Here is a 25,273-nt window from a genome sequence, read left to right on the forward strand (position 1 = left end):
AGCGGGAGGACGCCCATGCCGACGAGGTTCGAGCGGTGGATGCGCTCGAAGCTCTCGGCGATGACCGCGCGGACGCCGAGGAGGTTCGTGCCCTTCGCCGCCCAGTCGCGCGACGAGCCCGAGCCGTACTCCTTGCCCCCGAGGACGACGAGCGGGATGCCGTGCTCGGCGTACTTCTCGGCGGCGTCCGAGATCGCGACGACCTCCGACGGGTCGCCGCCCGGCCCGAGGTAACGCGTGACCCCGCCCTCCGTGCCCTCCGCGAGGAGGTTGCGCAGGCGGATGTTCGCGAACGTGCCGCGGATCATCACCTCGTGGTTGCCGCGCCGCGACCCGAACGAGTTGAAGTCGCGCGGCTCGACGCCGTTGTCCTGGAGGTAGCGGCCGGCCGGCCCGTCCTTCTTGATCGCGCCTGCCGGCGAGATGTGGTCGGTGGTGACGCTGTCGCCGAGCTTCGCGAGGACGCGCGCGCCCTCGATGTCGGTGATGGCGTCCGGCTCGGGCTTCATGCCCTCGAAGTACGGCGCCTGGCGCACGTAGGTCGAGTCGTCGTCCCAGGCGAAGCGGTCGCCCGAGGGGACGTCGAGCGCGTTCCACTCCGGCCCGCCGTCGAAGACCTGGCCGTAGCTCTTGCGGAACATGTCCGACTGGACGCACTCCTCGACCGTCTGCGCGACCTCCTTCGCCGACGGCCACACGTCGCTCATGTAGATCTCGTTGCCGTCCGGGTCGAAGCCGAGCGGGTCGTTGAGCAGGTCGACGTCCATCGAGCCCGCGATCGCGTAGGCGACGACGAGCGGCGGCGACGCGAGGTAGTTCATCTTCACGTCGGGGTTGATGCGGCCCTCGAAGTTGCGGTTGCCCGAGAGGACGCTCACCGCGACGAGGTCGTTCTCGTTGATCGCCGCGCTGATCTCGTCGGACAGCGGGCCCGAGTTGCCGATGCACGTCGTGCAGCCGTAGCCGACGTTGTGGAAGCCGAGCGCCTCGAGGTCGTCGATGAGGCCGGCGCGCTCGAGGTACTCGGTGACGACCATCGAGCCGGGCGCGAGCGAGGTCTTCACCCACGGCTTCGCCACGAGCCCCTTCGCCGCGGCGTTGCGGGCGAGGAGGCCGGCGGCGAGCATGACCGACGGGTTCGACGTGTTCGTGCACGAGGTGATCGCGGCGATGACGACCGCGCCGTCCCGCAGCTCCGTCGTCGTCCCGTCCGCCATCTTCACCTCGACGGCGCGCCGGTTCTTCGCGACGGTCGGCACCGGGGTCGTCGGGGAGCGGTACGGCAGGTCGCCGCCGGTCGCCCCCGGCGCCTGGGTCGACGGCGGGTCGCTCGCGGGGAAGCTCTCGGCCGAGCCCTCGTCGGCCATCGTGCACTCGTCGGGGAGGTAGCCCTCGATCGCCTCGCGGAACGCCTCGGCGGCGTCGGAGAGCGCGACCCGGTCCTGCGGGCGCTTCGGGCCGGCGATCGACGGGACGACCGTCGAGAGGTCGAGCTCGAGGGTGTCGGAGAACGTCGGCTCCTCGCTGTCCTCGTCGTGCCACAGGCCCTGCTCGCGGGCGTAGGCCTCGACGAGCTCGCACAGCTCCTGCGGGCGGCCCGAGAACGAGAGGTAGCGGATCGTCTCGGCGTCGATCGGGAAGATCGCGCAGGTCGACCCGAACTCGGGGCTCATGTTGCCGATCGTCGCGCGGTCGGCGAGCGGGAGCTTCGAGACGCCTGCGCCGTAGAACTCGACGAACTTCCCGACGACGCCCTTCTCGCGGAGCATCTGGGTGATCGTGAGCACGAGGTCCGTGGCCGTCGTGCCCTCGGGCAGCTCGCCGTGGAGCTTGAAGCCGACGACCTGCGGGATGAGCATCGGGATCGCCTGCCCGAGCATCGCGGCCTCGGCCTCGATGCCGCCCACGCCCCAGCCGAGGACGCCGAGCCCGTTGATCATCGTCGTGTGCGAGTCGGTGCCGACGACGGTGTCGGGGTAGGCGGTGTTCGTCTTCTCGTCGACGAACACGGTGGGCGCGAGGTACTCGAGGTTCACCTGGTGGACGATCCCCGTGTCCGGCGGGACGACCTTGAAGCTCTCGAAGGCCTGCTGGCCCCACTTGAGGAACTGGTAGCGCTCCTTGTTGCGCTCGAACTCGCGCTCGGCGTTGATGCGGAAGGCGTCCTTCGTGCCGAAGGCATCGACCTGGACAGAGTGGTCGATGACGAGCTCGGCGGGGACGAGCGGCTCGATCTTCGACGGGTCGCCGCCGAGGTCGGCCATCGCGTCGCGCATCGCGGCGAGGTCGACGACCGCCGGGACGCCGGTGAAGTCCTGCATGACGACGCGGGCGGGCGAGAAGGCGATCTCGTCCTTCGGCTCGGCCTTCGCGTCCCAGGTCGCGAGCGCCTCGATCTGCTCGGCGGTGACGGCGCCGTTGCCCTCCGTGCGCAGGAGGTTCTCGAGGAGGACCTTCAGGGAGTAGGGCAGGCGCGCGACGTCGTACTTCGCCTGCAGGGCGTCGAGGCGGTAGATCTCGAGGTCGCGGCCGCCGACCGAGAGGGTCGCGCGGGCGTCGAAGGAGTTCGGGTTCTCGGACATGTCGTGGTCCCTCGGTCGGTGTCGTTGGGTCGTGCTGTCAGGTCGTCTCGTGCGCCGCGGCGGGCAGGAGGACGAAGGGGTCGCCGGCCGCGTCGGTGACGCGCCGGAAGTGTGGGTCGAAAGTGAGGATCCTGTTGGTGCGTACCCGGGCGGCGAGCGCGACAAGCGACGCGTCGGCGAGGCCGAGGACGGGATGGCGCCGGGCGACGGCGATCGTCGCGTCGAGGGCGTCCGCCCACCAGCGCACGGTGTAGGCGCCGCGCTCGAGGTCGCGCCAGAGCGCGAGGGCGGCGTCGCGGCCGCCGCGCGTGAGGACGAGGTGGTCGAGCTCGGCGATGCAGAGCGGCGAGGTGACGAGCTCCTCGTCGGCCACGTCGAACCACTCGGCGGCGAGCCCGTGGTGCTCGTCGTCGGCGCGCATGAGCGCGAGGACGGCCGAGGTGTCGACGACGACCGTCACGACTCCCCGAAGCCGATCTCCACCAGATAGCGGTCGACGTTGGCCGCCATGTCCTTCGGCCCGCCCGTGATGACGCCCACCGCGAGGGGCTTCGGCCGCCCCGGCCGGTCGACCGCGCCGGCGAGGGCGCGGCGGATGAACTCGGCCTTCGTCACGCCCTCCTCGGCGGCACGCCGGGCGAGTGCCGCGTCGAGCTCGTCCTCGAGGTAGACCGACGTCTTCTTCACACGACGTAGGGTAACACCCTACGTCGCCATGGCAACGGCGCCCGGGCGCCCCTCGAACGTCGATGAGCACCCCGCCGGGGCGCGAACGTCGATCAGCACCCCCGCTGGGGGGTGAAGATCGACGTTCGACCCGCGCGCGGGCGCGCGCGGGCCGGGCGCGGGCGCGGGGCCGCGTCAGCCCGCGTCGGCGTCCGCGCGGAGGAAGCGCCACGTCGTGAGCGCGGCGAGCGCCGTCATGCAGACCGCGCTGGCGACGCACCACTGGCAGATCGCCTCGATCTTCTCGATCTCGACGTAGGTGAGGTAGAGCGAGAAGCCGAACCCGACGTAGGCGAGACCGACCGCGGCGAGGCGCGCCGCCTCCCCCCGCAGGAGGAGGACGGCGAGGAGTCCCGCGTAGCCGAAGAGACCGAGCAGCGCCACGGGGATGCCCGCGATCTCCGCCCACTCGGACGCCTGGACCGTCGCGCATCCGTGCGCGATGCCGCATGCGGGGTCGATCCCCGCGTAGTGCGCGTAGGTGAGGTAGCCCGCGACCCCGAGGCCGACGAGGCAGACCGCGACCGTCGCGAGGCGCAGGCGATCGCTCACCGCGACGCGACCTCCCGGATCGCGGTCTCGAACGGACCGGGGCCGAGCTGGTCGACCTCGAGGGGCTGGAGGTCCTCGCCGGTCCGGCCGACGAGGAACGACGGCGTCGACTGGACCGAGAAGCGCGCCGCGCGCACCTGCGCGTCCTGCAGGGCCTCGTCGACCTCCGGGCTGTCACGGTCCTCGAAGACCCGATCGACGTCGAGGCCGTCGACCGCGCCCAGGATCTCGCGGAGGAACTCGTCGGTCGCGAAACCGGCGTTCTCCTGCCCCTGGTTGATGAAGAGGAGGTCCATGACCTGCCAGGCGCGGTCCTGCAGGCCGGCCGCGACGATGACGCGCGCCATGCGCTCGCTGTCGGGGCCGATGAAGGTGAGGGGCTCGAACTCGAGCCGGGCCTGACCCGCCTGCACCTCGTCGATGATCCCGGGGAGGCCGTCGGTCGCGAAGTCCGCGCAGAACGGGCACTGCATGTCGGCGAACTCGACGAGCGTCGCCGGGGCGTCGGGGTCGCCGAGGCTCAGGCCGTCCTGCGGGATGCCCGCGAACCGCTGCTCGACCTCGGTCTCGCCCGCGACCGTCTCGCCCGCGAGCCGCTCGGGCTCGTCCTCGCCGCCGGAGCTCGAGATCGCCACGAGGACAGCTACGACGGCGAGCGCGACGATGAGGACGCCGCCGAGCTGCTGGAGACGGCGCTTGCGCGCGGCGGCCTGCGCGTCCGCCTGCTCCTTGGCCTGTCGTTCTGCCCTCGCGCGCTCCTTGCGCTCGGCCTTGGTCTCACGTGGGGGGGTGCTCATGTGGTGCTCCTTCGCGTGGCGACGCCGCCCTCGCCACCCGCAGCGGGACGCCGCGCGGGGCCGTCGAAGAGGACATCGCCTCTTCGAAGCCTGGCGGCGGGCCCGCGGACAGCGGGTCGCGGAGGTGGGGAACTCGGCATTGCGACGTCTCGTGACTAGCTATCGGCTCCTGCGACCGAACACTTGATCGACCTCCGCCCTCACGGCATCCGGCCGCTCTCGAGCGCCTGCCCCCCGAGCTGACGCCGCCGCCGCAGGACGACGGCCGCCCCCGCGCCGAGCAGGACGACGCCCCCGACGACGACCGCGACGGGCGGCCCGTCCTCCTCGCGCGGCGTCCACCGCAGCGTGCCGGCGATCGTCGCCGGCGCCTCCTCTCCGGACACCGCCACCTCGACCGTCCAGTCGAAGATCTCGGCAGGCTCGTCGGGATCGGTCACCTGCGGCGGTCGCGTGTCGGCCATCCAGTGGATCCGGTGGTCGTGCCACGCGAAGCGCCCCGAGCGGTCGACGACGCGCCAGCGCGGCTCGCCCTCGCCGTCGACGCCGTCCGGCACCGTCACGCGCCCGTCGCGCTCGGTGCTGAGGTAGGTCGCCGGCGAGTCGTCGTTGACGGCGACGGTGCCGTCCGCCTCGATCCGGACGTACGGCTCCCCCTCGTACCCGCGCACGACGAGCTCGCGGTCGCTGTCGTTGACGAGCACGAGCTCGTCGTCGCGGTTGCGGACCGAGACCGAGACGCCGTCGGGCATGCCCGTGACCGACGTGATGGTGCTCTCGTACCGGGGGTCGGGCTCATGGGCGACCGCGGGGGCGCTCGAGGCCCCCGAGACGGCGAGCGCCACGGCCAGCGCACGACCCACCCCGGCCACCGGGGAGCGGGCTTCCGGATCGCGACGACCGGCGCCGGGCGAGCCGACGCGTCGCGGCCGCGGCAGCTGAGCGGCAGGACGCGGCGGGCGTGCGCGGCGGCCCGCGGCCCGCGCTCCGCGAGCGAGGGCGGAGGCGGCGATCTCCCGGCGGACGGCCATCCCGCTGAGGGTAGCGCGACGAGGAGGGCGTCCCGGCGTCGGCTCCGGGGCAATCGGCGTCCAGCGCGGCCGCCGTCTCGTACCCCTCGCATGGAGAGCGTCTGGGACTACCCGCGACCCCCCGCCCTCGTCCCGTGCGAGCGCCGCGTGCGGATCGTGCTCGGCGGCGCGACGGTGGCCGACTCGACGCGCGCCTGGCGCGTGCTCGAGACGAGCCATCCGCCGACCGTCTACGTCCCGCGCGAGGACTGGGCGGCCGGGGCGCTGCGCCCATCGGAGGCGCGCGGGACCGCCTGCGAGTGGAAGGGCCGCGCCGCCTACCTCGACCTCGTCGGCGGTGACGGCCGCGTGTGCGAGGCGGCGGCCTGGACCTACCCCGCGCCGACGGAGCGGTTCGCCGCGATCCGCGACCACGTGAGCGTCTACCCCGGCCGCATGGACGCCTGCTTCCTCGACGACGAGCGCGTCGTCGCGCAGGAGGGCGACTTCTACGGGGGCTGGATCACCTCCGACATCGAGGGCCCGTTCAAGGGCGGCCCGGGCACGTGGGGGTGGTGAGCGGGCCCTCCCTACGATGTCCGTCATGCACGACCCCGCCGAGACCCGGCGCGCGCTCGACATCGTCCGCATCGTCGCGCTCGCCGACTTCGTCCTCCTCCTCCTGCTCTTCTACGTCGCGTTCGTCGACCGCAGCGACGGCGCCGTCTCGATCCTCGGCCCGATCCACGGCTTCGGCTTCGTCGCCCAGCTGTACCTCGTCGCGAAGGGCGCGGGCGAGGGACGGTGGGGCTGGTGGTTCCCGGCGATCGTCGTCGCCACCGGGGGCCCGCCCGGCGCCCTCGTGGGCGACATCCGCGTCCGCCGCGCCCTTCCCGCCTGACCGGGACGCCGGTCAGCGCGCGACCACGCGCACCGTCGGCAGCCGCCGGCGTCCGCCCCGCCCGTCGAAGGTGCCGCTGACGACGAAGGCGGTCCGCGCGTCGCGCCGGACCGCGCTGCGCGCCCGGCCGGGGATGCGCACGTAGACCTTCCTGCGCCCCGGCGAGTCGAGGCGCACGGTCCGCCGCGCGAAGACGTCGCCGCGGTAGCTCACCCGGAGGCGGCACGTGCCCGCCTCGTTGCCCCCGCACGTCACCGGGATGCCGCGCTCGAGGGCGCCGTCGCGCGTCGTGCCCACGGAGGGAGGACGCGTGAGCCGCCGCTTGTCGACGCCCGCGATCTTCCGGATCGCGTTGTTGGCGCGGTCGGACACGTAGAGGACCCCGTCGCCCGCGTACGCGATCCCGCGCGGGCCGTCGAAGCGGGCGTCCCGCGCCGGGCCGTCCTCCGCGCCGCGGTCCCCGCCGGCGACGGTGGCGACGACCCCCTCGGGGCTCACGACGCGGATCCGGTGCGTCCCCGCGTCGGCGATCCACACGAAGCCGTCCTCGTCGACGTCGATCGCGGCCGGCCGGCCGAACGTCGCGTATCCCGGCGGGCCGTCGCGCACCCCGTACTCCCCGGTCCCGGCGAACGTGCGATGCGTGCGCCCGGTGCGGGAGACCTTCCGGATGCGCTGGCGGCCGTAGTCCGTCACGTAGACGGCGCCGTCGGGGCCGACGTCGACGCTCCAGGGCTCGTCGAGGCCACTGGTGACGGTCTCGCGCTCCCCCGTCGCCGGATCGACGCGACGGACCCACCCGGCGTCGGCCTCCGCGACGAGGATGTCCCCGTCGGGCGCGACCGCGACGTCCCTGGGACGTGCCCAGAACAGGCCCGGCGTCGCATCGGTCACGATCCCGCCGTTCGACGTCGCCTTGCGGATGAGCCCGTTGTGGTAATCGGCGACGTAGACGTCCCCGTCGGGACCGACGTCGAGGCCCGCGGGAGCGTTGAACTCGGCGAGGAGGCCGATGCCGTCGGTCGCGTCGCCCTCGCCCGACCCGGCGAGCGTCTCGACGATGCCGGCGGGCGTCACGCGGCGGATGCGATGGTTCTGCATGTCGGCGACGAGGACGTTGCCGTTGCCGTCGAGGGCGATCCCGGCCGGCGCGCTCAGCCGCGCGGCGGTCCCGAGGCCGTCCACCCAGCCGCCGGCGCGCTCGCCGGCCAGGACGACGACGGTCGCGCCGTTGGGCTGCTGCGGCCCCTGGGCGGAGGCCGCCGGGCCGAGGAGCGCCGCGACCGCGAACGGGAGGACGGCGATCGCGCGCGCGCGGGACACGCCAGCGAGGAGAGCAGTCGCGCCCGCGCTTCGCATCCCCCACCGGCCGGTGTCGCCGTGTGGAATGCTCGCGGCCGATGGTGCGCTTTTCTCCTCCGCCCGCGCTCGCAGGGCTGCTCGCCGCGGCGGCGCTCGCGCTCGGCGCGTGCAGCGACGACCCGAGCCTCGATGCCCCGGCGAGCGGCGAGGAGGTGCCTGCCGGCGGGGTCGAGGCCCGCTTCGAGGCCTCCGCGGACGGCCTCGCGCCGGAGGAGGTCACCGTGCCGTTCGCGGTCCCGGTGCGCCTCGAGGTCACCTCGGCGGACGGGCGCCCCTACGAGGTCGTGCTCGAGGACGGCCTCGGGCCGGGCGAGGACGCGACGGTCGACGTCCCCGCCGACGGCACGGGCGAGGCCGACGTCGGCCCGTTCGATCCCGGGCGATACGTGCTGCGTCTCGCGGGCGACGATCCCTCGGCGACCCTCGTCGTCGAGGAGTAGCTGCGCCCGCGGCGCCGCCCCAGGGTACGCTCTCGCGCCATGGCCCTGAGGTCGCTCGGCGCGTTCCTCGCGCTCGTCGCGTCGGCGGCGGGCATCGTCGCCTGCGGCGCCGCCGCCGGTGACCCCGGGCGCATCGCGCCGTTTCGCGCGGAGGTGCCCGCGCTGCCGATCCCCGCGCCTCCGGCGAGCTCCGCGGAGGACGATGCGACCGAGGACGCGACCGGCGATGCCGCCGAGAGCGCCCCGGAGGGTGATGTCGCGAGCGCCGCGCGCGGCGAGGCCGAGGGCCGGCCGGCGAGCGGTGCGCCCTCCGACGCCGAGGTCGCCGCCGAGCTGCGCGAGGCGTTCGAGCTCCCCGGGGGCGGGAAGACGAGCGGCCGTGACATCGTCAACGCGGCGACGCTCATGCCGGACGGCCTCGCCGCCGCGCCCCCGACCGCGCCGCGGGCGGTCCGCGCCATCATCCACGCGGGCAACCAGGTCGCGAGGAAGCCGTACGTCTACGGCGGAGGGCACGGGAAGTGGATCGACACGGCCTACGACTGCTCGGCGTCGATGTCCTACGCCTTCGCTGCCGCCGGACTCATCGACCGCACGATGGTGTCCGGGCAGTTCGCGGAGTGGGGCGAGCCGGGCCCCGGCAAGTGGGTGACGATCTACGCCAACGGCGGCCATGCGTTCATGACGGTCGGGGGCCTGCGCTTCGACACGAGCGGGCTGAAGCAGACCGGCTCGCGGTGGCAGACGGGCGGCCGCTCGACGGCCGGCTTCACCGTGCGCCACCCGAAGGGCCTCTAGCACCGCCCGCCCGGCGTCCCCGGGGACGTCCACCGCAGCTGCGGCACGGGTTGAAGAAGGCGCCGGGCGTGCCGATAGCCGGGGCATGGCCCTCGTCGCGCCCCGCCCGCCCCTGCCGCGCCGCCGTCCCGGCGCCGGAGCGCGCGCGAGCGACGCCGAGCTCGTCCGCGAGGCCGCGCGTGGCGACGAGGCGGCGCTCGAGGCGATCGACGCCCGCTACCGGGCGGCGCTCGAGCGCTACTGCCGCACGATCGTCCTCCAGCACGCCGACGCCGAGGACGCCGCCCAGGCGGCGCTCGCCGCGGGCCTCCGGGCCATCGCCGACGGACGCGCCGAGCCGACCGCGCTGCGCGCCTGGCTGTACAAGATCGCTCACCGCGAGGCGCTCGCCGTGCTGCGCCGGCGACCCCCGGCCGCCGAAGCCGACCTCTCCGACGAGGCGATCGCGGAGCTCGTCCCCGCGGCGAGCGACCGCACGGTCGAGCGGGAGCGGCTCGCCGAGCTCCTCGACGACCTCCGCGCCCTCCCCGAGCGCCAGCGCTGCGCGCTCGTCCTCCACGAGCTCGGCGGCCTGCGGCACGACGAGATCGCGAGCGCGCTCGAGATGCCGTCCGACGCCGCGGCCCGCCAGGCCGTGAGCACGGCGCGCCGGAGCCTGCGCCGGCGTCGTCGACGCGACCTCCACGTCCTCTTCCCGGCCGGCCCGGTCGTCGCACTCGCGAGCGCGGGCGCGGGGGCCGGGGCCGCCGGCGTCGCCGCGGTCGGCGGCGCGAGCGGCCTCGGCGCGATCGGCGCGTGGATCGCGGGCGCCGGCGTCGCCGCGAAGTGCGCGGCCGTCTGCGCCGCGATCGGCGCGATCGGCGCCGGCTCGCTCGCCGTCGCCGAGCAGCCGCAGCGACCCGCCGAGCGGGAGGCCGCAGCGACACCCGAGGCGTCCGGGCCAGGCTCCGCCCCCGCGGTCGAGCGCGCGGCCGACGAGCCCACCCCGGCGGCCCGCCTGCGGGACGCCGAGGCCGCCGAGCGCGCAGCGCAGCGCCGCGCGGCCGACCGCCGTCGCCGGGAGGCCGCGGCCGAGCGTGCGACCGCACGCCGCGAAGCAGCGCGCGAGCGCCGCGAGAGCACGGCCGTGACCGTCCCGGCCGCCGAGGCGGAGCCCGACGTCATCGAGGTCGAGGTGACCGGCGAGGCGGGCGCGATCGTCCCGGAGGGCACGGAGCCCGCGGCCTCCGCGCCGGCCCCCGCCCCGCCCGCTCCCGCCCCCGCGACGCCGCGGGCGACGCCGGGGACGAGCGTCGTCGTCGAGGACTCGGACGTCGGCTCCGTCGTCGCCGAGGGCACCTCCGCGGGCGAGGTCGTCGTCGAGGTCCCATGAGCGCCGACGCGCCACATACGAGGTCGCGCGCTCACATTCGCCCCACGTTCCCCCTCTCGAGGGTTGAGGCACGGATGATCCGCCGCCTCGGAAAAAGGCACACCCGTCGCGAGGCGGGGTCGCACAACCAGGGGCCTCCGCCCGGAGGCCGCCCAGTCGCCCGAAGGAGCATTCCGTGTCCCACCGTCTGACCAGGATCGCGGCAGCGGCGCTCGCCGCCGTCGCGATCGTCCCCGCGAGCGCCCAGGCCGCGAAGACCCCGACGTCGAAGGACGTCGCCCGCCACGTCGAGAAGGCGATGGAGGCGACGAGCTCCCTCGAGCGTCTCGTCGACCGCGGCAGCGACCGCAAGGCCGTCTCGCGCCTCAAGCGCTCCCGCCGCACCGGCGCCAACGCCGCCCGCACCGCGCGCCGCTACGCCGCCCGCGCCCGCTCCCACACCGCCCAGGAGCGCGCGATCGGCGCGCTCGCCGCGGCCGGGGCGCTGCAGGCGCAGAACGTCGCCGACTACGCCGCGCTCATCGAGCAGGCCGACGGCACCCTCCAGCGCCGGCTCGCCCAGGGTCTGCGCCCGACGCTCGCGAGCCGCGACTCCGTCATCGCCTCCCTGCAGTCGCTCGTCGACCGCATCGAGGACGAGCAGCTGAAGGCGATCGCCGCCCAGGCGCTCGCCGCGCTCACGGCGCAGGCCCCCGCGGCGCTCGAGGCCCTCGCGGCGCTCGACATGGACGCGCTCCCCACGCGCATCACCGACCTCGTCGCGACGGCGATGGAGATGGCGACCGCCGCGCTCGACCACGTCACCTCGCAGCTCGGCACGCTCATCCCGTCCCTCCCCGTCGCCGCGCAGGAGCCCGTCGCCCAGGCGCTCGCGACGGTGACGACGGTCCTCGCCGGCCTCACGCCGATGATCGAGCAGATGGGCGCGACCATCACCGCCACGATCGACGGCGTCATGACGATGGTCAACGAGCTCCTCGCGACCATCCCCGGCGTCTCCGGCATCCTCGCCGGGCTCCCCGGCGGCGACGCCGCGGGCGGCGACTCCGGCTCGGCCGCGCCCGGCGGCCTCCTCGGCGGCCTCGAGGGCCTCATCCCCGACCTCGGCGGGATCCCCGTCGTCGGCGGCCTCCTCGACTCGATCCTCGGGAACCTGCCGATCATCGGCGGGCTCCGCTAGGACCTCGCGCCTCGCCCGACGCCCCGTCCCGCGCGCACCGCGGGGCGGGGCGTCCGCGTGCGTGGGTCACGACGTGTGGCGTTCCAGCGACGCTCCGCGTCGCTGATTCTCCACACGTGCCGGTGCGCCGCGACGTGTGCGGGGGAGGTGTGGCGCCGCGCCGCAGCGCCGGCGCCCGGGGACGGGGCTCTCAGTCCCCGAGGATCCGCAGCTTCCGCACCGGACCCTCGACGTAGCAGTCCTCCTGCTCGCTGCAGTCGATGCGGTGGGCCTGCCAGTAGTACGTGCCCGGCCGGTTGATGAAGTGGCTGCGCAGCCCGCGGTAGCGCTCGACCTTCTTCGTGAAGAGGCTGCCCTTGCGGCGACCCATCTTGCGGAAGTAGACGGGGTTCTTGAGCCGCCCGTCCTTCGCCTTCTTCTTCGACTTGGAGACGCGGACGAAGAGGGCGTCGTTGCCGGTCGTGCGGACCTTGAACGTGAACCGGGTGCCGGCGTCGAAGCCCTTGTTCGCCTTGGGCCACACCGAGCGGGGCGGCGGCGGGGCGTCGTCCTCCGGGCCGGAGACCCCGGCGGAGGCGACGGCGCCCGAGCCGGCGAGGGCGACGAGCGTCGCGGCGACGAGAGCGGAGCTGCGCACGGACATCGGAGCGAGGCTACGCCATCCGCGCGATCTCCACGCCGCCGGCTCCGACGTTCGTCGAGAGGCGGTCGAGCGCCGCGTCGGTCCCGTCGCGCGCCTCGCGATCGTCCGCCCCGGGCTCGCGGTGGAGCCCGTGGACCCGGAGGACGCCCGTCCCGCGGTCGAGCGCGGCGTCGGCGCGGGCGACGAGGCGCTCGCCGACGAGGACCGGGAGGACGTAGTACCCCCATCGGCGCCGGTCCGCCGGGACGTAGATCTCGAGTCGGTGCGAGAACCCGAAGACCGCCTCCGTGCGACGGCGGTCGCAGAGGAGGTTGTCGAACGGCGAGAGGGCGAGCGAGGCGCGGCCGGGCTCGAGGTCGCCGAGACGCGCGACGTCCTCCTCGTGCGCGTACCAGGGGCCGGGGAGCAGCGCGCCGTCGTCGCCGCGGACCGCGACCTCCGCGAGCGGACCGTCCCGCCGGGCCAGGCGGCGCAGGACGCCGGGGAGATCCTCGTACCGCCCGCGCGTGAAGTGCGCACGGACCTCGGGTGCACGCGCGACCCCGAGCATCCGCACCGCCCGCAGCGCGGCGGCGCGCGTGACGGCGGCGGGCCCGCGCGGGACGCCCTCCGGGGCGTCGGCCGGCAGGCAGCGCTCCAGGAGGTCCCAGCGGCGCGCGCCGCCCGGCGCGTCGCGATCCGCGACGCCGATCCGCCCCGTCATCCAGAGGACGTCGAGCATCCGGGCGACGGTCTGGCGCGAGGACACCTCGTCGGTCCAGTGGCCGTGACGCCACGGCTCGGCCGAGCGGTCCGTGAGCGCGCGGGCCGGCAGCGGGCCGTCGCGCCGGAGCGTGCGCAGGACGCTGCGCGCGAAGCCGCGGTTCGCCTCGAGGAACGCCCGCCGGCGCGCGGTCCGCGGCGACGGACCGTCGAGGTGGCGGCGCATCGCCGCGCGATGCACCGGGAGGTCGTCGACGTGGCAGAGCGACGCCTCGTGAGCCCAGTACTCGAAGAGCTGCCGCTCGCGATACGCGGCCTCGGCGATGTGGTCCTCGTCGACCGCCCCGATGCGCGCCGCGAGGACGAGACGGGGCGAGCGAGCGACCGTCGCGACGGGATCGAGCTGCAGGCAGCCGAGGCGGCGCACGACCTCCGCGATGCGCCTCGACTCCTCGCCGGCGGGCGGCCGGCCCGGCGGATCGACCGCGAGGCCCTGCGCGTGGAGGGCGAGCCGGCGCACGTCCGCGACGTCGAGGACCCGGGCGGTGGACACCCCGCGGACGCTACCCGCCATCATCAGGGGGGTGACCACCGACGCCGCCGACCGGATCGAGGTCCTCGAGGACGAAGGCGCCCCCATGCCGCCGTCGCTCGCCGACGCGATCGGCGGCCCGCTCGGCGCGGCGGAGTCGGCGGCCCCCGCCGCCGCGTTCGTCGTCGTCTACACGGTGGCCGGCCAGGAGGTGAAGACGGCGGCGATCGTCGCGGTCGCGATCACCGTCGTGCTCGGCTTCGCGCGGATCGTGCGCGGGCAGACCGTGCAGTACGCGCTCAGCGGCCTCTTCGGCGTCGCGCTCGCGGGGTTCGTCGCGACGCGGACCGGCAACGCCGAGGACTTCTTCCTCCCCGGGCTCCTCGCGAACCTCGGCTGGGGCGCCGTCTTCCTCGTCTCGGCCGCCGTCCGCCGTCCGCTCATCGGCTACCTCGCGATCGCGCTCGGCGCCCGCCCGCGGAATCCCGCCGCCCTCGAGAAGCCGGCGTGCGAGGGCGAGCGCTGCAAGTCCCGGTCGGACTTCCGCGCCTGGCGCACGGACCCGGCGTTCGTCCGCGCGGCCACCCGCGTCACCCTGCTGTGGGCCGCCCTCTTCTTCACGCGGCTCGCCGTCCAGCTCCCCCTCTACTTCGCCGACGCGCTCGTCGCGCTCGGCACCGCGAAGATCGCGATGGGGATCCCGCTCTTCGCGCTCGGGGTGTGGCTCTCGTGGCTCCTCATGCGCCCGGTCATCCGCCCTCCCCTCGCACCGGGAGATGGCGCGACGGCCTGACCACCCGGTCAGGAAGCGGCAAAGGCTGTACGGTGCCCGCCGTGGGCGTGACGATGATCGCGGCGGAGGGGGGAGGCGTCGACTGGCTCCACCTCATCACGATCCCCCTCTTCACCGGGGCGATCGGCTGGCTCATCAACTGGAGCGGGGTCATCATGCTCTTCAACCCCGTGCGGTTCCACGGCGTCCGCGTCCCCGGCCTCGACAGGGTCGCGACGCTGCTCCCGCGCAAGGTCCAAGAGGTGCCGGGGATCATGCAGGGGGGCGTCGGCTGGCAGGGCATCGTCCCCGCGCGCGCGGCGAAGATGGGCTCGATCGCGGTCGACAAGGCGATCGCGAAGCTCGGGACGCCGGGCGAGTTCTACCAGCAGCTCGAGCCGGACCAGATCGCGAACCACATCGTCCAGATGTTCGAGCCGGAGATCCCCGGCATCGTCGATCGCGTCATGCAGCGCGAGCATCCCGCGCTGTGGGCCGACGTCCCGCAGAGCGTGAAGAACACGGTCTACGAGCGCGTCCGCCAGCAGCTCCCCGCGATCGTCAAGCAGATCACCGACGAGATCGGGCTCTACATCGACCAGCTGCTCGACCCGAAGATCATGGTCATCGACCACTTCGACCGGCACCCCGAGCTCGTCAACCGCATCTTCAAGGACGTCGGCGAGCGCGAGCTGAAGCTCATGGTGAACTTCGGCTTCTACTTCGGCTTCCTCCTCGGGATCCCGGTCGCCGCGCTCGACTACGGCTTCCACCAGTGGTGGCTCCTCCCGATCCTCGGCGTCGTCGTCGGCTGGACCACGAACCTCCTCGGGATGTCCCTCATCTTCGAGCCCGTCGAGCGCACGAAGGTGGGGCCCTTCTGGCTCCACGGCCTCTTCCTCCGCCGCCAGGACGAGGTCGCCGAGGTCTACGCCGGGATCATCGCCGACGACGTCGTCACGCTCGAGAACATCGGCAACTTCCTCCTCGAGGGCCCCCGCTCGGACCGCACGAAGCAGATGCTCGAGCAGGCGATGGGACCGGCGATCGACCGGGCCGCGGGACCGCTGCGCGGCGCCGTGCGCGTCGCCGTCGGCCAGCGGGAGTACGACACCATCCGGCAGTCCGTCGCGGCAGAATCCGTGTCGTTCACCATGGCGCCGTTCCAGGACCCCGAGTTCAGCCGCCGGCAGGCGAAGCGCATCGAGGAGCTCATCGCCGCGCGCACGAAGGAGATGCCGTCGAAGGACTTCGTGGAGATGCTCCGCTCGGCGATCAAGGAGGACGAGTGGATGCTCTACGTCCACGGAGCCGTCATGGGAGCGGCGGGCGGCGCCCTCCACCTCGCGATCTTCGGGGTCTACGGCGCATGAGCACGCCGCAGCAGAACGGCCGCGCGCCGGTCGAGCCCGCCGGCGCGCACCCGCTCGGTGCGCTGCCCGGCCTCGCGCGGCTCGCCGCGTCGGCGGCGTGGCACACGACCGAGTGGACGGTCTCGTCGTCGTTCAAGGCCTCCCGCCGGCTCCTGCAGGCCGCGAGCTCGCCGGAGTCGGCGGCGACGCTCGTCCAGGACATCGAGGACACCGCGCGCCACTACGCCCGCGAGCTCGTCGGCGTCGCCGACCTCGAGGAGCGCGTGAAGCGCGCGGCCCCGACGAGCAGCGTCGCGCAGGCGGTCGCGCAGCGGGTCGCGCGTCCCGACGAGCCCCTGCCGGCGCAGAGCGCCGGAGAGATCGAGCGCCACGTCGAGCTGCGCCGCCGGGGCGCGGGGCTCATGCGGCTCTCGAGCGACGTCCGCTACGAGGAGGAGGCGCACCCCGCCTACGAGCGGATCCTCGACGAGCTCGCCCCCGACGAGGGTCGCATCCTCCGCCTCCTCTACCTCGAGGGTCCGCAGCCGGCCGTCGACGTCCGCACCGGCGGACCGCTCGGTCTCCTCAACTCCGAGCTCGTCGCGCCCGGGCTCTCGATGATCGGGCCGCGGGCGGGATGCCGCTACGTCGAGCGCGTCCACCCCTACCTCAACAACCTCCACCGGCTCGGGCTCGTGTGGTTCTCTCGCGAGACGCTGCGCGACGCCCACCGCTACCAGGTCATCGAGGCGCAGCCGGACGTCCTCGAAGCGATGAAGTCCGTCCGCTTCGCGAAGATCGTCCGCCGCAGCATCCACCTCACGCCGTTCGGCTCCGACTTCTGCCGCGACTGCCTCGCCCTCGACGGCGTCCTCGCCCCGGAGCACGGGATGCCGTCGAAGGACGACGCGCCGGTCCCGCCGCCCGAGGGCTGAGCCGGGGCGCGCGCCCGCCCGGCCTGGGGCGTGATCGCCCTTCGCGGAGCACCCCGCCGGGCGGTCGTCGCGGAGATCCGCGATGCGTCACCGCCCCGGCCCCCGGGAACACGTGGACGAATGGTCGAGATCCGCAACGCGGGCGCACCCGAAGGACCAGTGACGTTCTCCACCACCCCGAAGGAGAGATGTATGCGCCTTTCCCGACGCCTCGCCGCGACGACCGCGGCGCTCGTCCTCGCCGCCGGCGGCCTCGCCGCGTGCGGCGACGACGATGACGACGAGACGGCTGCCACGCCGGAGACGACCGAGCAGACCGCGCCGGCCGAGACGGCGACGACGCCGGCGACCGAGCCCGAGCAGAGCATCATCGAGCTCGCGATGTCGAACCCCGCCGCATCGGACCTCGCTGCTGCGGTCGAGCAGGCCGGCCTCGTCGAGACCCTCGAGGGCGAGGGCCCGTTCACCGTCTTCGCCCCGAGCAACGCGGCGTTCCAGGCGGCGAGCGACGTCGTCGGCCCGCTGCTCGAGCCCGGCTCCGAGGACCAGCTCGCCGACGTCCTCACCTATCACGTCGTGCCGGGTGAGTTCACGGCGGCCGACCTCGAGGACGGCCAGGAGCTCGAGACCGTCCAGGGCGGGACCCTCACCGTCGGCGTCGACGCGGGCACGGTGACCGTGAACGACATCCCGGTCGAGGTCCCCGACGTCCAGGCCACGAACGGCGTCGTCCACGTCATCGGCGGCGTCCTCGTCCCCGAGGGCTGACCCCACCACCCGTGACAGTCGATCCACCGCCCCCTCGGGTCGGTGGATCGACACTCACGCCTTCGTCGGCGCCTCCGTCGGCGCGACGACGTCGACGACCGGCATCTCGATCGGCGTGCGCGGCCGCCGCGCGCGCTTCTGCGGGCGCGGCGGGCGGCGGTCGAGCCGGCGGCGCCAGAGGCCGACGAGGCCGAGCCGCCACGCCCACCAGCCGGCCTTGCCGGGGGTGATCGAGAAGTCCATGAAGCGCAGGTGCCAGAGCGCGCGCTTCACGAGGTAGCCGGTCCGCAGCGCGATCCCGAGCTTGGGGTACTCCTTCTGCGGCGTCGACGACGCCTCGACCCGGCGCAGCATCCGCTCCCAGAGCCACCGGGGCGGCCGCACGATCGCGATGAGGTAGAGCAGCAGGTTCGCCGCGCGCGGCGGGATCCACAGGTACGACCGCGAGATCGCCTCGAGGTCGATGCCCTCCTCCTCCATCGCCTTCGCGAGCTCGGTGTTCGGGATGACCTTGAGCGAGTAGATGAGCAGCGTGAACGGCCGCGGCATCTCGTAGAACAGCTCGAGCGTGTCGACGACGTCCTGTCGCGTCTCGATCGGGTTGTCCATGATGACGTCGTAGGCGGGCGGGATGTGGAACTCGGGGCTGAAGTCCGCGAGCACCTCGCCGGCAGCGAGGATCTTCTCCGGCGGCGAGGGCCGCTGGTAGAAGTCGAGGATCCGCTTGCTCCCCGACTGGACGCCCATGCGGACGCGGTTCATCCCCGCCCACGAGAGGATCTCGATCTTGTCGCGCTTCACGTAGTTGGGGATGACCCCGTAGACGGCGAACGGGATGCCGAGCTCGTCGTGCCACAGCTCGGCGAACTCCTCGATCGTCGGGTACGGGATCGCCATGAAGCTGTCGTCGAGGAAGCTCACCTGGCTGAGGTGCGGGAACCGCTCACGGACGCTCTTGATCTCGTCGACGATGTAGCGCGCCGACGGGTGGCGGATCTTCTTGTAGCTCTTGTCGTTGGCGATGAACGCCGTGTTGCCGCAGTACGTGCAGTGGAACGGGCAGCCGATCGACCACAGCGCCGTGTAGCTGAGGCCGTCGTTGGCGAGGTAGTCGTCGAGGCCCATCGGGACGAAGCCCTCGCCCGCGCGGTAGACGAGCTCGCCGGGCGCGCCGTAGGCGGCGAACGGCAGCGTCTCCATGTCCGCCGAGCTCATGAGCGGCAGGAAGCCGTTGCACGTCACGTCGGCCACGGGGTCGCCGCCGCGCGGCCGGAACCAGAAGTTCTTCGTGTCGGTCGGGTCGGTCCCCGCCTTCAGGTGCGACAGGAGCTGCTGGAAGACGAACTCGCCCTCACCCGTGCAGATCGCGTCGACGTCGGCGGTGATCGCGTCGTGCGGCTCGATGATCGGGTGGATGCCGCCCCACACGACGTAGGCGCCGGGGTCGACGACGCGCAGGCGCGCGGCGATGCGGCGGGTGAGGTCGGAGTAGCCGGTCATCGACGAGAAGCCGACGACGTCCGCCCCGGCGAGGCCCGCGGCGATCTCGTCGATCTGCTCGTCGCCCATCTCGGGGGCGCCGCCCATCGTTCCCTTGATCGCCCCGGTGATCGTCGCCCACCGGTTCGTCGAGACGTAGTGCGTCGTCGTCCCGGGCTCGTCGCGCATGACGTGCGCCGCGAGCTTGCGGAACCCGCACGCGGTCGTCCCGTCCTCCAACGACACCAGCTTGATCCGCATCGCCCCGCCTCCCCCGCTGCCTTGGCCGGGGCGAGCGTAGTGCGGCGTCCGGCCCGGCGCCAGTGGCAACCGGTCCGGACGCCGGTGCGTCGCGTCAGCCGTTCAGGCGGACGGGCAGCCTCACGAGCTGATTGACGAAGATCGCCTGCGAGGGCTTCGGCTCGCCCTCGATCGTCATGTTCGGGAAGCGCGCGAGCGTCTCCTCGAACATCACCTTGAGCTCGAGGCGGGCGAGTGCGGTGCCGAGGCAGAAGTGCCGGCCGCCGGCCCCGAAGGCCTGGTGCTCGGGCTTGCGGCGCACGTCGAAGGCATCGGGGTTCTCGTAGACGGTCTCGTCCCGACCGGTCGAGGGGTACCACATGACGACCTTGTCGCCCTTCTTGATCTGCTGACCGCCGAGCTCGGCGTCCGCCGTCGCCGTGCGGCGGAAGTGGGCGAACGCGGGGAACATCCGCAGCGCCTCCTCGACGGCGTCGGGGATGCGGGACGGGTCCTCGAGGAGGACGTCGCGCTGCTCGGGGTTCTCCATGAGGGCCTTCATCCCGCTGCAGAAGGTCGCCTTGGTGCTGTCGTTGCCGGCCGTCATCAGGAGCACGAAGCCCATGACGATCTCCCAGTCGGTGAGCTGCTCGCCGTCGACGTCGGCGTGGACGAGGACGCTCGTGAGGTCGTCCTTCGGGTTCGCCCGGCGGTCCTCGATGAGCTTGTGGCAGCGCGCGCTGATCTCCGGGATGTCGCGCTCCATGACGGTCGCCGGGCCCTCGGGGTTCTGGTCCGGGTCGTCGGCGTTGACGAGGGCGTTCATGAGCCGCGCCCAGATGACGTCGTCCTCCTCGTCGATCCCCATGAAGGAGCCGATGACGCGCGCGACGATGGGCTGGGCGACGTCGTCGACGAGGTCGCAGGTCTCGCGGCCCTCGAGCCGGTCGAGGATGCCGCGGGTGATCTCGCGGATGGTGTCCTCGTGCTCGGCGATCCGCCGCGGCGTGAACCCGCGCTGGAAATGCGCCTTGATGCGGTCGTGCTTCGGCGGGTCCATCCCGATGAACATCCCGTTCTGCACCTCGACCGGGAAGAACTCCGCCGGGTTCGCGAGGAAGCCGCCGACCTCGGAGGAGTACGTCTGCCAGTCGCGGCTCACCGCGTGGACGTGCTCCTGCGTCGTCACCGACCAGAAGCCTGGCTCGCTCGGGTAGTCGGACATCCCCTTGCTCCAGTGCACGGGGCACTTCGCGCGAAGACGGCGGAACTCCTCGAGCGGAGGCCCGTCGTGCCAGAGCTCGCGGTCGGCGACGCGCAGCTCCTCGATCGGGGTGGTGCCGGCGGAGGTCTCGGAAGCGGCCATACGCCGATGATGCACCGCGCTTGACACGGTGTCAAGTGAAGAGTGACGATCTGTCACCCGTTCGGGTCGCCCCACCCCGGGCGGTGCGCCTCGTCTTCGTCTGAACTGCTACGTTCACTGGAGAACGGCCCACTGGGGAGGGCCGACGACGCCGAGGGAGGCGCTGGCATGGGCGAGACGACGCGAGCCGACGGGGGACGATCGACGCGACGGAGGGCGACGGCATGGCTGCTGTCGGTCGCCGCGGTCCTGGCGCTGCCGGCGGCCGCCGAGGCGCACCTCGAGCGTCCGTCGTACTGGCCGGACCCCCGCCCCGACACGGCGGTGACCCCGGCGGCCGGAGGCAAGGTCCCCGAGATCCGGTCCCTGTCGAGCGCCGTGAGCGGCAAGGGCCCCGGCGACGTCCGCGTCGTCTGCCGCGACGACTCGCTGAGCATCGCGAAGCGCTCGATCGAGCGCGCCCGCGACTACGGCTTCCGCCTGCGTCCGAGCCAGCCGAAGGAGCGCCTGAGCAAGACGCAGGCCCGCAAGCTCATGCGGATCAACCGCCGGCTGAAGAAGCAGTGCGAGTTCGAGTCGATCCAGGACGCGATCAACGCCTCGGGCAACAACGACCGGGTCGTCATCATGCCCGGCCGCTACACCGAGCCGAAGTCGCGCGCCCGCCCGACGAACGATCCGAAGTGCACGCCCGCGCTCCTCCAGGGCGACCAGCGCGGCACCCCGACGCCGAGCTACGCCTACCAGGCGACGTGCCCGAACGACCAGAACCTCGTCCACATCGCCGGACGCGAGATCGTCGGCGAGCCGGTCGACCCGCCGAACCCGGACCGCCACGGGATCCCCGGTGAGGAGCTCGGGAAGTGCATCCGCTGCAACCTCCAGGTCGAGGGCTCGGGCGTCATCCCCGAGGACGTCCTCATCGACGGCGGCAAGGGCTACGAGAACCCGCTGAACCCGCAGGACAAGCCGAGCGGCTACGCCAAGCACGTCGTCATGCGGACCGACCGCACCGACGGCCTCGTCGTCCGCAACGTCCTCCTCCGCGGCGCCCTCGAGCACGGCTTCTACACCGAGGAGACCGACGGCGTGATGCTCGACAAGGTGAAGTTCTTCTGGGCGGCCGACTACGGCCACCTCAGCTTCACCACCGACCACAACGTCATCCAGAACTGCGAGGGCTTCGGGGCCGGCGACGCCGCCGTCTACCCGGGCGCCTCCCCGCAGACGGGCGAGTTCCGCGACGAGAGCTTCTACCCCGAGGAGCGCTTCAACACGATCGTGCGCCGCTGCGACCTCCACGGCAACACGCTCGCCTACTCGGGCTCCATGGGGAACTCCGTCCGCATGACGGAGAACCACATGTACGGCAACACCGCCGGCGTCTCGAGCGACACCCTGTCGGCTCCCGGCCATCCCGGGTTCCCCTCCGACGGGATGCAGATCGACAACAACTACATCTACTCGAACAACCTCAACCTCTACACGGACAACCCACCGATCACGCCCCTCGTCCCGATGCCGATCGGCAGCGGCATCGTGTGGCCGGGCATGAACGGCGGCAAGGTGTTCGACAACTGGATCTTCGACAACTGGCGCAACGGCGCGGTGCTGATCGCCGTGCCGGACGCGGTCGCCGGCGAGGCCGAGGGCAACCTCGACCCGAAGACCCACTGCAGCACGACGATCGTCGCCTCGACGTCGTGCGGCAACGAGTTCCACGACAACGTCATGGGGCGCGTCCCGCCGGACTTCCGGTGGCCGACCGCGATCGCGAAGTTCGGCAACGAGCACGGCAACCGCGACGCGAAGGTCCTTCCGAACGGGACGGACTTCTGGTGGGACGAGTTCGCGGGCAACAACGCGAACTGCTGGTACGACAACACCGGCCCGGACGGGACGTCGGAGAGCGTGACGGGCTCCGGCGTCGGCCTGCCGCCCGATCCGCTCCCTCGTGACTGCAAGGCCTCGGTCGGCCTCGGCGACGTCGTGAAGGAGGCGACCCTCCTCGACTGCGTCACGTGGACCGAGTTCAAGGGCGACGGCCTCTACCCGCTCTGCAACTGGTTCCGCATGCCGCCGCGCCCGGGGACGAAGGCCGCGCGCCGCGAGGCCCGCGTCCAGGCGCGCGTCGCGCGCCAGTTCGCGGCGAGCGAGGAGGCGAACGCGCTCCAGGCGCGACTCGACGCGCTCGCGGCCGGGACGGCCTTCACGACGCGGCATGCGCCCGGCTTCTAGGACGGCCCAGCGCTCCCGCCGCCGCGCACTCGTCGCGGCGGCAGGAGCGGTCCTGGTCCTCGCCGCCGCCGGCTGCAGCGACGTCGAGGCCCCTCGGGCCGTGACCGGCGCGGAGCCGCTCGGCGAGCAGATCGGCGGGTCGGTCGCGACGCTCGCGGCATGCGGCGACTGGACGGGCGGCTCGCGCGAGCGCAAGCTCGCGACGATCGCCGACATCCGCGACCAGGTGAACCGGACCGACACCGGCATCGACGCCCCGCCGCTCGACGACGAGGAGTCCCTCGCCCTCTTCGACCGCGCGTGCGAGCCGCCGTACGCGAAGGGCTTCCGGCTCTACGTCCTCTACGCCCGCGCGGCCGGCTTCGGACCGCTGGCGCGCGGCGCCGGCTGACGCACGCGGGCCCCCGCGGCCGTCCTCGCACCGTGAGTGTGGATCCACCCGGCTGAGCGCCGTGTGGATCCACACTCACGCGCCGTCGTCGGCGCCGCCCTCGGAGCCGTCGTCCCCGCCGTCGAGGACGACGAGGACCGCGCCGGCGTCGACCGCGGCCCCCGCGGCGACCCGCAGCTCGCTCACCGTGCCGTCGGCCGGGGCGACGATCTCGTGCTCCATCTTCATCGCCTCGAGGACGAGCAGGGGCGTGCCCTTCGGCACCTCGGCTCCCTCCTCGACGAGGACGCGGACGACCGTCCCCGGCATCGGCGAGGTGAGCGAGCCCGCGACCGCCTCGTCCTCGCCGGAGGCGAAGCGGGGCTGCTCGACGAGCGAGGTCTCGCCGTCGGCCGTCGTCACGTCGATCGCCGACGTGAGCTCGCCCTCGCGGTCGTGGACGGAGTAGGTGCGGCGCACGCCGGCGACCTCGAGATCGACGCGGTCCGGCGCGCAGGCGTGCAGCCGCGGGCTCTCGCACCGCTCGCCGTCGAGCTCGAGCGCCGCGAGCGTGCGGCCGTCGCGCGCGAAGCGGTAGCCGACCGCGATCTCCGTCCCGTGACGGCCGACGTAGGTCGTGCGCTGCAGCTCGGCCGGCACGTTGCGGAACCCGGACGGCATCCGCGGCAGGACGTCGTCGGCCCCGCGCCGGCGGGACTGGGCGGCGAGCGCCGCGGCCGCAGCGCACAGCCGCTCGGCGTCCGCGTCGAGCAGCGGCGCCGCGAGGTCTGCCGGGTCGTGGCGCTCGAGGAACTGCGTGTCCGCTGCACCGGCGAGGAACTCCGGGTGGCGCAGGACGCGCACGAGGAAGTCGCGGTTCGTCGTCGTCCCGTGGACCTCCGTGCGCGCGAGCGCGTCGGCGAGCCGGCGGACGGCCGCGGCCCGCGTCGGGCCGTGCGCGACGACCTTCGCGATCATCGGGTCGTAGTACGGGCTGATCTCGGAGCCGCTCTCGACGCCCGTGTCGACGCGCACGCCGTCGGGCGTCACGAAGCGGGCGAGCGTCCCGGTCTGCGGCAGGAAGCCGTTCGCCGCGTCCTCCGCGTACAGGCGCGCCTCGACCGCCCACCCGCGCAGCGCCGGATCGTGCGTCTCGGGCGGCAGCGGCGCGCCCTCCGCGACGGCGATCTGCAGCGCGACGAGGTCGAGCCCCGTGACGAGCTCGGTGACCGGGTGCTCGACCTGCAGGCGGGTGTTGACCTCGAGGAAGAAGAACTCGGAGCCGTCTGCCGTGAGGAGGAACTCGACGGTCCCGGCGCCGACGTACCCGATCGCCTCGCCGGCGGCGATGGCCGCCTCCGACATCCGGTGGCGCAGCTCGGTGTCGAGCGCGGGGGACGGCGCCTCCTCGATGACCTTCTGGTGGCGGCGCTGCACCGAGCAGTCGCGCTCGTGGAGCGCGACGACCGTCCCGTGGGCATCGCCGACGATCTGGATCTCGACGTGACGTGAGCGCGGCGCGTAGCGCTCGAGGAAGACCGTGTCGTCGCCGAACGCGCCCGCCGCCTCGCGCCGCGCCGCGCCGACGCCGTCGACGAGGCCGGACGCGTTCTCGACGAGCCGCATGCCCTTGCCGCCGCCGCCGGCGCTCGCCTTCACGAGGAGCGGATAGCCGACCGACTCGCCGGCAGCGCGCAGCGCGTCGTCGTCCTCGTCCCCGCCCAGCGTGACGCCGGGGAGGACGGGGACGCCCGCGGCCTGCATCCGCTCGCGCGCCTCGGTCTTCGAGCCCATCGCCGCGATCGCCTCGGGCGACGGGCCGATCCACACGAGGCCCGCCTCGAGGACCGCGCGGGCGAAGCCGGCGTTCTCCGCGAGGAAGCCGTAGCCGGGATGGATCGCGTCGGCGCCCGCCCGCCGGGCGGCGTCGAGGATCGCGTCCTCGCGGAGGTACGACTCGGCGGGCGTCGCGCCGCCGAGGGCGATCGCGACATCCGCCTCCCGCGCGAACGGGGCGCCGGCGTCCGGCTCGCTGAAGACGGCCGCGGTCGAGATGCCGAGCTCGCGGCACGTCGCGAAGACGCGGCGGGCGATCTCGCCGCGGTTCGCGACGAGGACGCGCGTGATCGGCCGGTTCGGGACGGGATCGGTCACTC

The 25,273-nt window shown here is 73.5% G+C and carries 24 protein-coding genes and 1 riboswitch; of the genes, 12 read left to right on the forward strand and 12 right to left on the reverse strand.

Annotated elements, in window-relative coordinates:
* From ACME2J_RS03880 to ACME2J_RS03905, 6 genes are all read right to left on the reverse strand, one after another.
* A partial coding sequence (locus tag ACME2J_RS03880; RefSeq protein WP_495543558.1) for an aconitate hydratase occupies positions 1-2,582 on the reverse strand: 2,582 nt, incomplete at its 3' end.
* A gap of 37 nt (positions 2,583-2,619) precedes the next feature.
* The gene (locus ACME2J_RS03885; RefSeq protein WP_495543559.1) at positions 2,620-3,042 is read right to left on the reverse strand and encodes a type II toxin-antitoxin system VapC family toxin; all 423 of its coding nucleotides are present in this window, start codon (positions 3,040-3,042) and stop codon (positions 2,620-2,622) included.
* Positions 3,039-3,269 carry a ribbon-helix-helix domain-containing protein gene (locus ACME2J_RS03890; RefSeq protein WP_495543560.1) on the reverse strand — a complete coding sequence of 77 codons (231 nt, stop codon included), beginning with the start codon at positions 3,267-3,269 and terminating at the stop codon, positions 3,039-3,041. Before ACME2J_RS03890 ends, ACME2J_RS03885 begins: the two co-directional genes overlap by 4 nt.
* Before the next feature lie 174 nt (positions 3,270-3,443).
* The gene (locus tag ACME2J_RS03895) at positions 3,444-3,860 is read right to left on the reverse strand and encodes a vitamin K epoxide reductase family protein (RefSeq protein WP_495543561.1); all 417 of its coding nucleotides are present in this window, start codon (positions 3,858-3,860) and stop codon (positions 3,444-3,446) included.
* Positions 3,857-4,657 (reverse strand): DsbA family protein, encoded by an 801-nt coding sequence (locus ACME2J_RS03900; RefSeq protein WP_495543562.1) that lies wholly within the window; start codon positions 4,655-4,657, stop codon positions 3,857-3,859. The genes ACME2J_RS03895 and ACME2J_RS03900 overlap by 4 nt, the downstream gene beginning before the upstream one ends.
* 200 nt (positions 4,658-4,857) lie before the next feature.
* On the reverse strand, positions 4,858-5,502 hold the full coding sequence (locus ACME2J_RS03905; protein ID WP_495543563.1) for a hypothetical protein: 645 nt from the start codon (positions 5,500-5,502) through the stop codon (positions 4,858-4,860).
* A 276-nt stretch (positions 5,503-5,778) separates the two neighbouring features.
* On the opposite strand from ACME2J_RS03905, the gene ACME2J_RS03910 reads away from it, so the two are divergent.
* Both ACME2J_RS03910 and ACME2J_RS03915 read left to right on the forward strand, forming a co-directional pair.
* Complete coding sequence (locus ACME2J_RS03910; RefSeq protein ID WP_495543564.1) at positions 5,779-6,246, forward strand: DUF427 domain-containing protein; 468 nt, start codon at positions 5,779-5,781, stop codon at positions 6,244-6,246.
* Between the two features lie 25 nt (positions 6,247-6,271).
* Complete coding sequence (locus ACME2J_RS03915) at positions 6,272-6,568, forward strand: DUF3817 domain-containing protein (RefSeq protein WP_495543565.1); 297 nt, start codon at positions 6,272-6,274, stop codon at positions 6,566-6,568.
* A gap of 12 nt (positions 6,569-6,580) precedes the next feature.
* On the opposite strand, the gene ACME2J_RS03920 is transcribed toward ACME2J_RS03915, so the two are convergent.
* On the reverse strand, positions 6,581-7,891 hold the full coding sequence (locus ACME2J_RS03920) for an NHL repeat-containing protein (protein WP_495543566.1): 1,311 nt from the start codon (positions 7,889-7,891) through the stop codon (positions 6,581-6,583).
* Between the two features lie 77 nt (positions 7,892-7,968).
* Between ACME2J_RS03920 and ACME2J_RS03925 the strand changes: the two genes are divergently transcribed.
* The 4 genes from ACME2J_RS03925 (at position 7,969) to ACME2J_RS03940 (ending at position 11,720) form a co-directional block, all read left to right on the forward strand.
* On the forward strand, positions 7,969-8,370 hold the full coding sequence (locus tag ACME2J_RS03925; protein WP_495543567.1) for a cupredoxin domain-containing protein: 402 nt from the start codon (positions 7,969-7,971) through the stop codon (positions 8,368-8,370).
* A gap of 39 nt (positions 8,371-8,409) precedes the next feature.
* Positions 8,410-9,168 carry a hypothetical protein gene (locus ACME2J_RS03930; RefSeq protein WP_495543568.1) on the forward strand — a complete coding sequence of 253 codons (759 nt, stop codon included), beginning with the start codon at positions 8,410-8,412 and terminating at the stop codon, positions 9,166-9,168.
* A gap of 85 nt (positions 9,169-9,253) precedes the next feature.
* Positions 9,254-10,540 carry an RNA polymerase sigma factor gene (locus tag ACME2J_RS03935; RefSeq protein ID WP_495543569.1) on the forward strand — a complete coding sequence of 429 codons (1,287 nt, stop codon included), beginning with the start codon at positions 9,254-9,256 and terminating at the stop codon, positions 10,538-10,540.
* 86 nt (positions 10,541-10,626) lie between these two features.
* Positions 10,627-10,704, forward strand: a riboswitch (cyclic di-GMP riboswitch).
* 11 nt (positions 10,705-10,715) lie between these two features.
* Complete coding sequence (locus ACME2J_RS03940) at positions 10,716-11,720, forward strand: hypothetical protein (protein ID WP_495543570.1); 1,005 nt, start codon at positions 10,716-10,718, stop codon at positions 11,718-11,720.
* 190 nt (positions 11,721-11,910) lie between these two features.
* Here ACME2J_RS03940 and ACME2J_RS03945 read toward each other — a convergent pair whose 3' ends face one another.
* A complete protein-coding gene (locus ACME2J_RS03945) occupies positions 11,911-12,363 on the reverse strand; it encodes a hypothetical protein (protein ID WP_495543571.1) in 453 nt (150 codons plus the stop codon).
* A 10-nt stretch (positions 12,364-12,373) separates the two neighbouring features.
* Positions 12,374-13,618: a DNA glycosylase AlkZ-like family protein gene (locus ACME2J_RS03950; RefSeq protein WP_495543572.1), complete on the reverse strand. Its 1,245-nt coding sequence runs from the start codon at positions 13,616-13,618 to the stop codon at positions 12,374-12,376.
* A gap of 31 nt (positions 13,619-13,649) precedes the next feature.
* On the opposite strand from ACME2J_RS03950, the gene ACME2J_RS03955 reads away from it, so the two are divergent.
* From ACME2J_RS03955 to ACME2J_RS03970, 4 genes are all read left to right on the forward strand, one after another.
* Entirely contained in the window at positions 13,650-14,390 is a 741-nt protein-coding gene (locus tag ACME2J_RS03955) for a DUF3159 domain-containing protein (RefSeq protein WP_495543573.1), read from the forward strand.
* A 41-nt stretch (positions 14,391-14,431) separates the two neighbouring features.
* Positions 14,432-15,742 (forward strand): hypothetical protein, encoded by a 1,311-nt coding sequence (locus ACME2J_RS03960; RefSeq protein WP_495543574.1) that lies wholly within the window; start codon positions 14,432-14,434, stop codon positions 15,740-15,742.
* Complete coding sequence (locus ACME2J_RS03965) at positions 15,739-16,656, forward strand: Abi-alpha family protein (protein WP_495543575.1); 918 nt, start codon at positions 15,739-15,741, stop codon at positions 16,654-16,656. The genes ACME2J_RS03960 and ACME2J_RS03965 overlap by 4 nt, the downstream gene beginning before the upstream one ends.
* Positions 16,657-16,848: 192 nt before the next feature.
* Complete coding sequence (locus tag ACME2J_RS03970) at positions 16,849-17,424, forward strand: fasciclin domain-containing protein (protein WP_495543576.1); 576 nt, start codon at positions 16,849-16,851, stop codon at positions 17,422-17,424.
* A 54-nt stretch (positions 17,425-17,478) separates the two neighbouring features.
* Here the strand turns inward: ACME2J_RS03970 and ACME2J_RS03975 are convergent, their stop codons facing one another.
* On the reverse strand, positions 17,479-19,164 hold the full coding sequence (locus tag ACME2J_RS03975; protein ID WP_495543577.1) for a B12-binding domain-containing radical SAM protein: 1,686 nt from the start codon (positions 19,162-19,164) through the stop codon (positions 17,479-17,481).
* Positions 19,165-19,258: 94 nt separating this feature from the next.
* A complete protein-coding gene (locus ACME2J_RS03980) occupies positions 19,259-20,509 on the reverse strand; it encodes a cytochrome P450 (protein ID WP_495543578.1) in 1,251 nt (416 codons plus the stop codon).
* Positions 20,510-20,677: 168 nt separating this feature from the next.
* Here ACME2J_RS03980 and ACME2J_RS03985 point away from each other — a divergent pair, with 168 nt between their 5' ends.
* Both ACME2J_RS03985 and ACME2J_RS03990 read left to right on the forward strand, forming a co-directional pair.
* Entirely contained in the window at positions 20,678-22,747 is a 2,070-nt protein-coding gene (locus tag ACME2J_RS03985) for a right-handed parallel beta-helix repeat-containing protein (RefSeq protein ID WP_495543579.1), read from the forward strand.
* Positions 22,748-22,847: 100 nt separating this feature from the next.
* Entirely contained in the window at positions 22,848-23,138 is a 291-nt protein-coding gene (locus ACME2J_RS03990; RefSeq protein ID WP_495543580.1) for a hypothetical protein, read from the forward strand.
* A 75-nt stretch (positions 23,139-23,213) separates the two neighbouring features.
* On the opposite strand, the gene ACME2J_RS03995 is transcribed toward ACME2J_RS03990, so the two are convergent.
* On the reverse strand, positions 23,214-25,271 hold the full coding sequence (locus ACME2J_RS03995) for an acetyl/propionyl/methylcrotonyl-CoA carboxylase subunit alpha (RefSeq protein WP_495543581.1): 2,058 nt from the start codon (positions 25,269-25,271) through the stop codon (positions 23,214-23,216).
* Positions 25,272-25,273: the final 2 nt, after the last annotated feature.

It is taken from the genome of Paraconexibacter sp. (assembly GCF_059438195.1).

What these genes read in the sequence shown, in the direction of transcription:
- ACME2J_RS03900 (WP_495543562.1), bottom strand. Translation starts at nt 4,657, where the DNA reads ATGAGCACCCCCCCACGTGAGACCAAGGCCGAGCGCAAGGAGCGCGCG.
- ACME2J_RS03910 (WP_495543564.1), top strand. Translation starts at nt 5,779, where the DNA reads ATGGAGAGCGTCTGGGACTACCCGCGACCCCCCGCCCTCGTCCCGTGC.
- ACME2J_RS03915 (WP_495543565.1), top strand. Translation starts at nt 6,272, where the DNA reads ATGCACGACCCCGCCGAGACCCGGCGCGCGCTCGACATCGTCCGCATC.
- ACME2J_RS03925 (WP_495543567.1), top strand. Translation starts at nt 7,969, where the DNA reads ATGGTGCGCTTTTCTCCTCCGCCCGCGCTCGCAGGGCTGCTCGCCGCG.
- ACME2J_RS03930 (WP_495543568.1), top strand. Translation starts at nt 8,410, where the DNA reads ATGGCCCTGAGGTCGCTCGGCGCGTTCCTCGCGCTCGTCGCGTCGGCG.
- ACME2J_RS03935 (WP_495543569.1), top strand. Translation starts at nt 9,254, where the DNA reads ATGGCCCTCGTCGCGCCCCGCCCGCCCCTGCCGCGCCGCCGTCCCGGC.
- ACME2J_RS03945 (WP_495543571.1), bottom strand. Translation starts at nt 12,363, where the DNA reads ATGTCCGTGCGCAGCTCCGCTCTCGTCGCCGCGACGCTCGTCGCCCTC.
- ACME2J_RS03965 (WP_495543575.1), top strand. Translation starts at nt 15,739, where the DNA reads ATGAGCACGCCGCAGCAGAACGGCCGCGCGCCGGTCGAGCCCGCCGGC.
- ACME2J_RS03970 (WP_495543576.1), top strand. Translation starts at nt 16,849, where the DNA reads ATGCGCCTTTCCCGACGCCTCGCCGCGACGACCGCGGCGCTCGTCCTC.
- ACME2J_RS03975 (WP_495543577.1), bottom strand. Translation starts at nt 19,164, where the DNA reads ATGCGGATCAAGCTGGTGTCGTTGGAGGACGGGACGACCGCGTGCGGG.
- ACME2J_RS03980 (WP_495543578.1), bottom strand. Translation starts at nt 20,509, where the DNA reads ATGGCCGCTTCCGAGACCTCCGCCGGCACCACCCCGATCGAGGAGCTG.
- ACME2J_RS03985 (WP_495543579.1), top strand. Translation starts at nt 20,678, where the DNA reads ATGGGCGAGACGACGCGAGCCGACGGGGGACGATCGACGCGACGGAGG.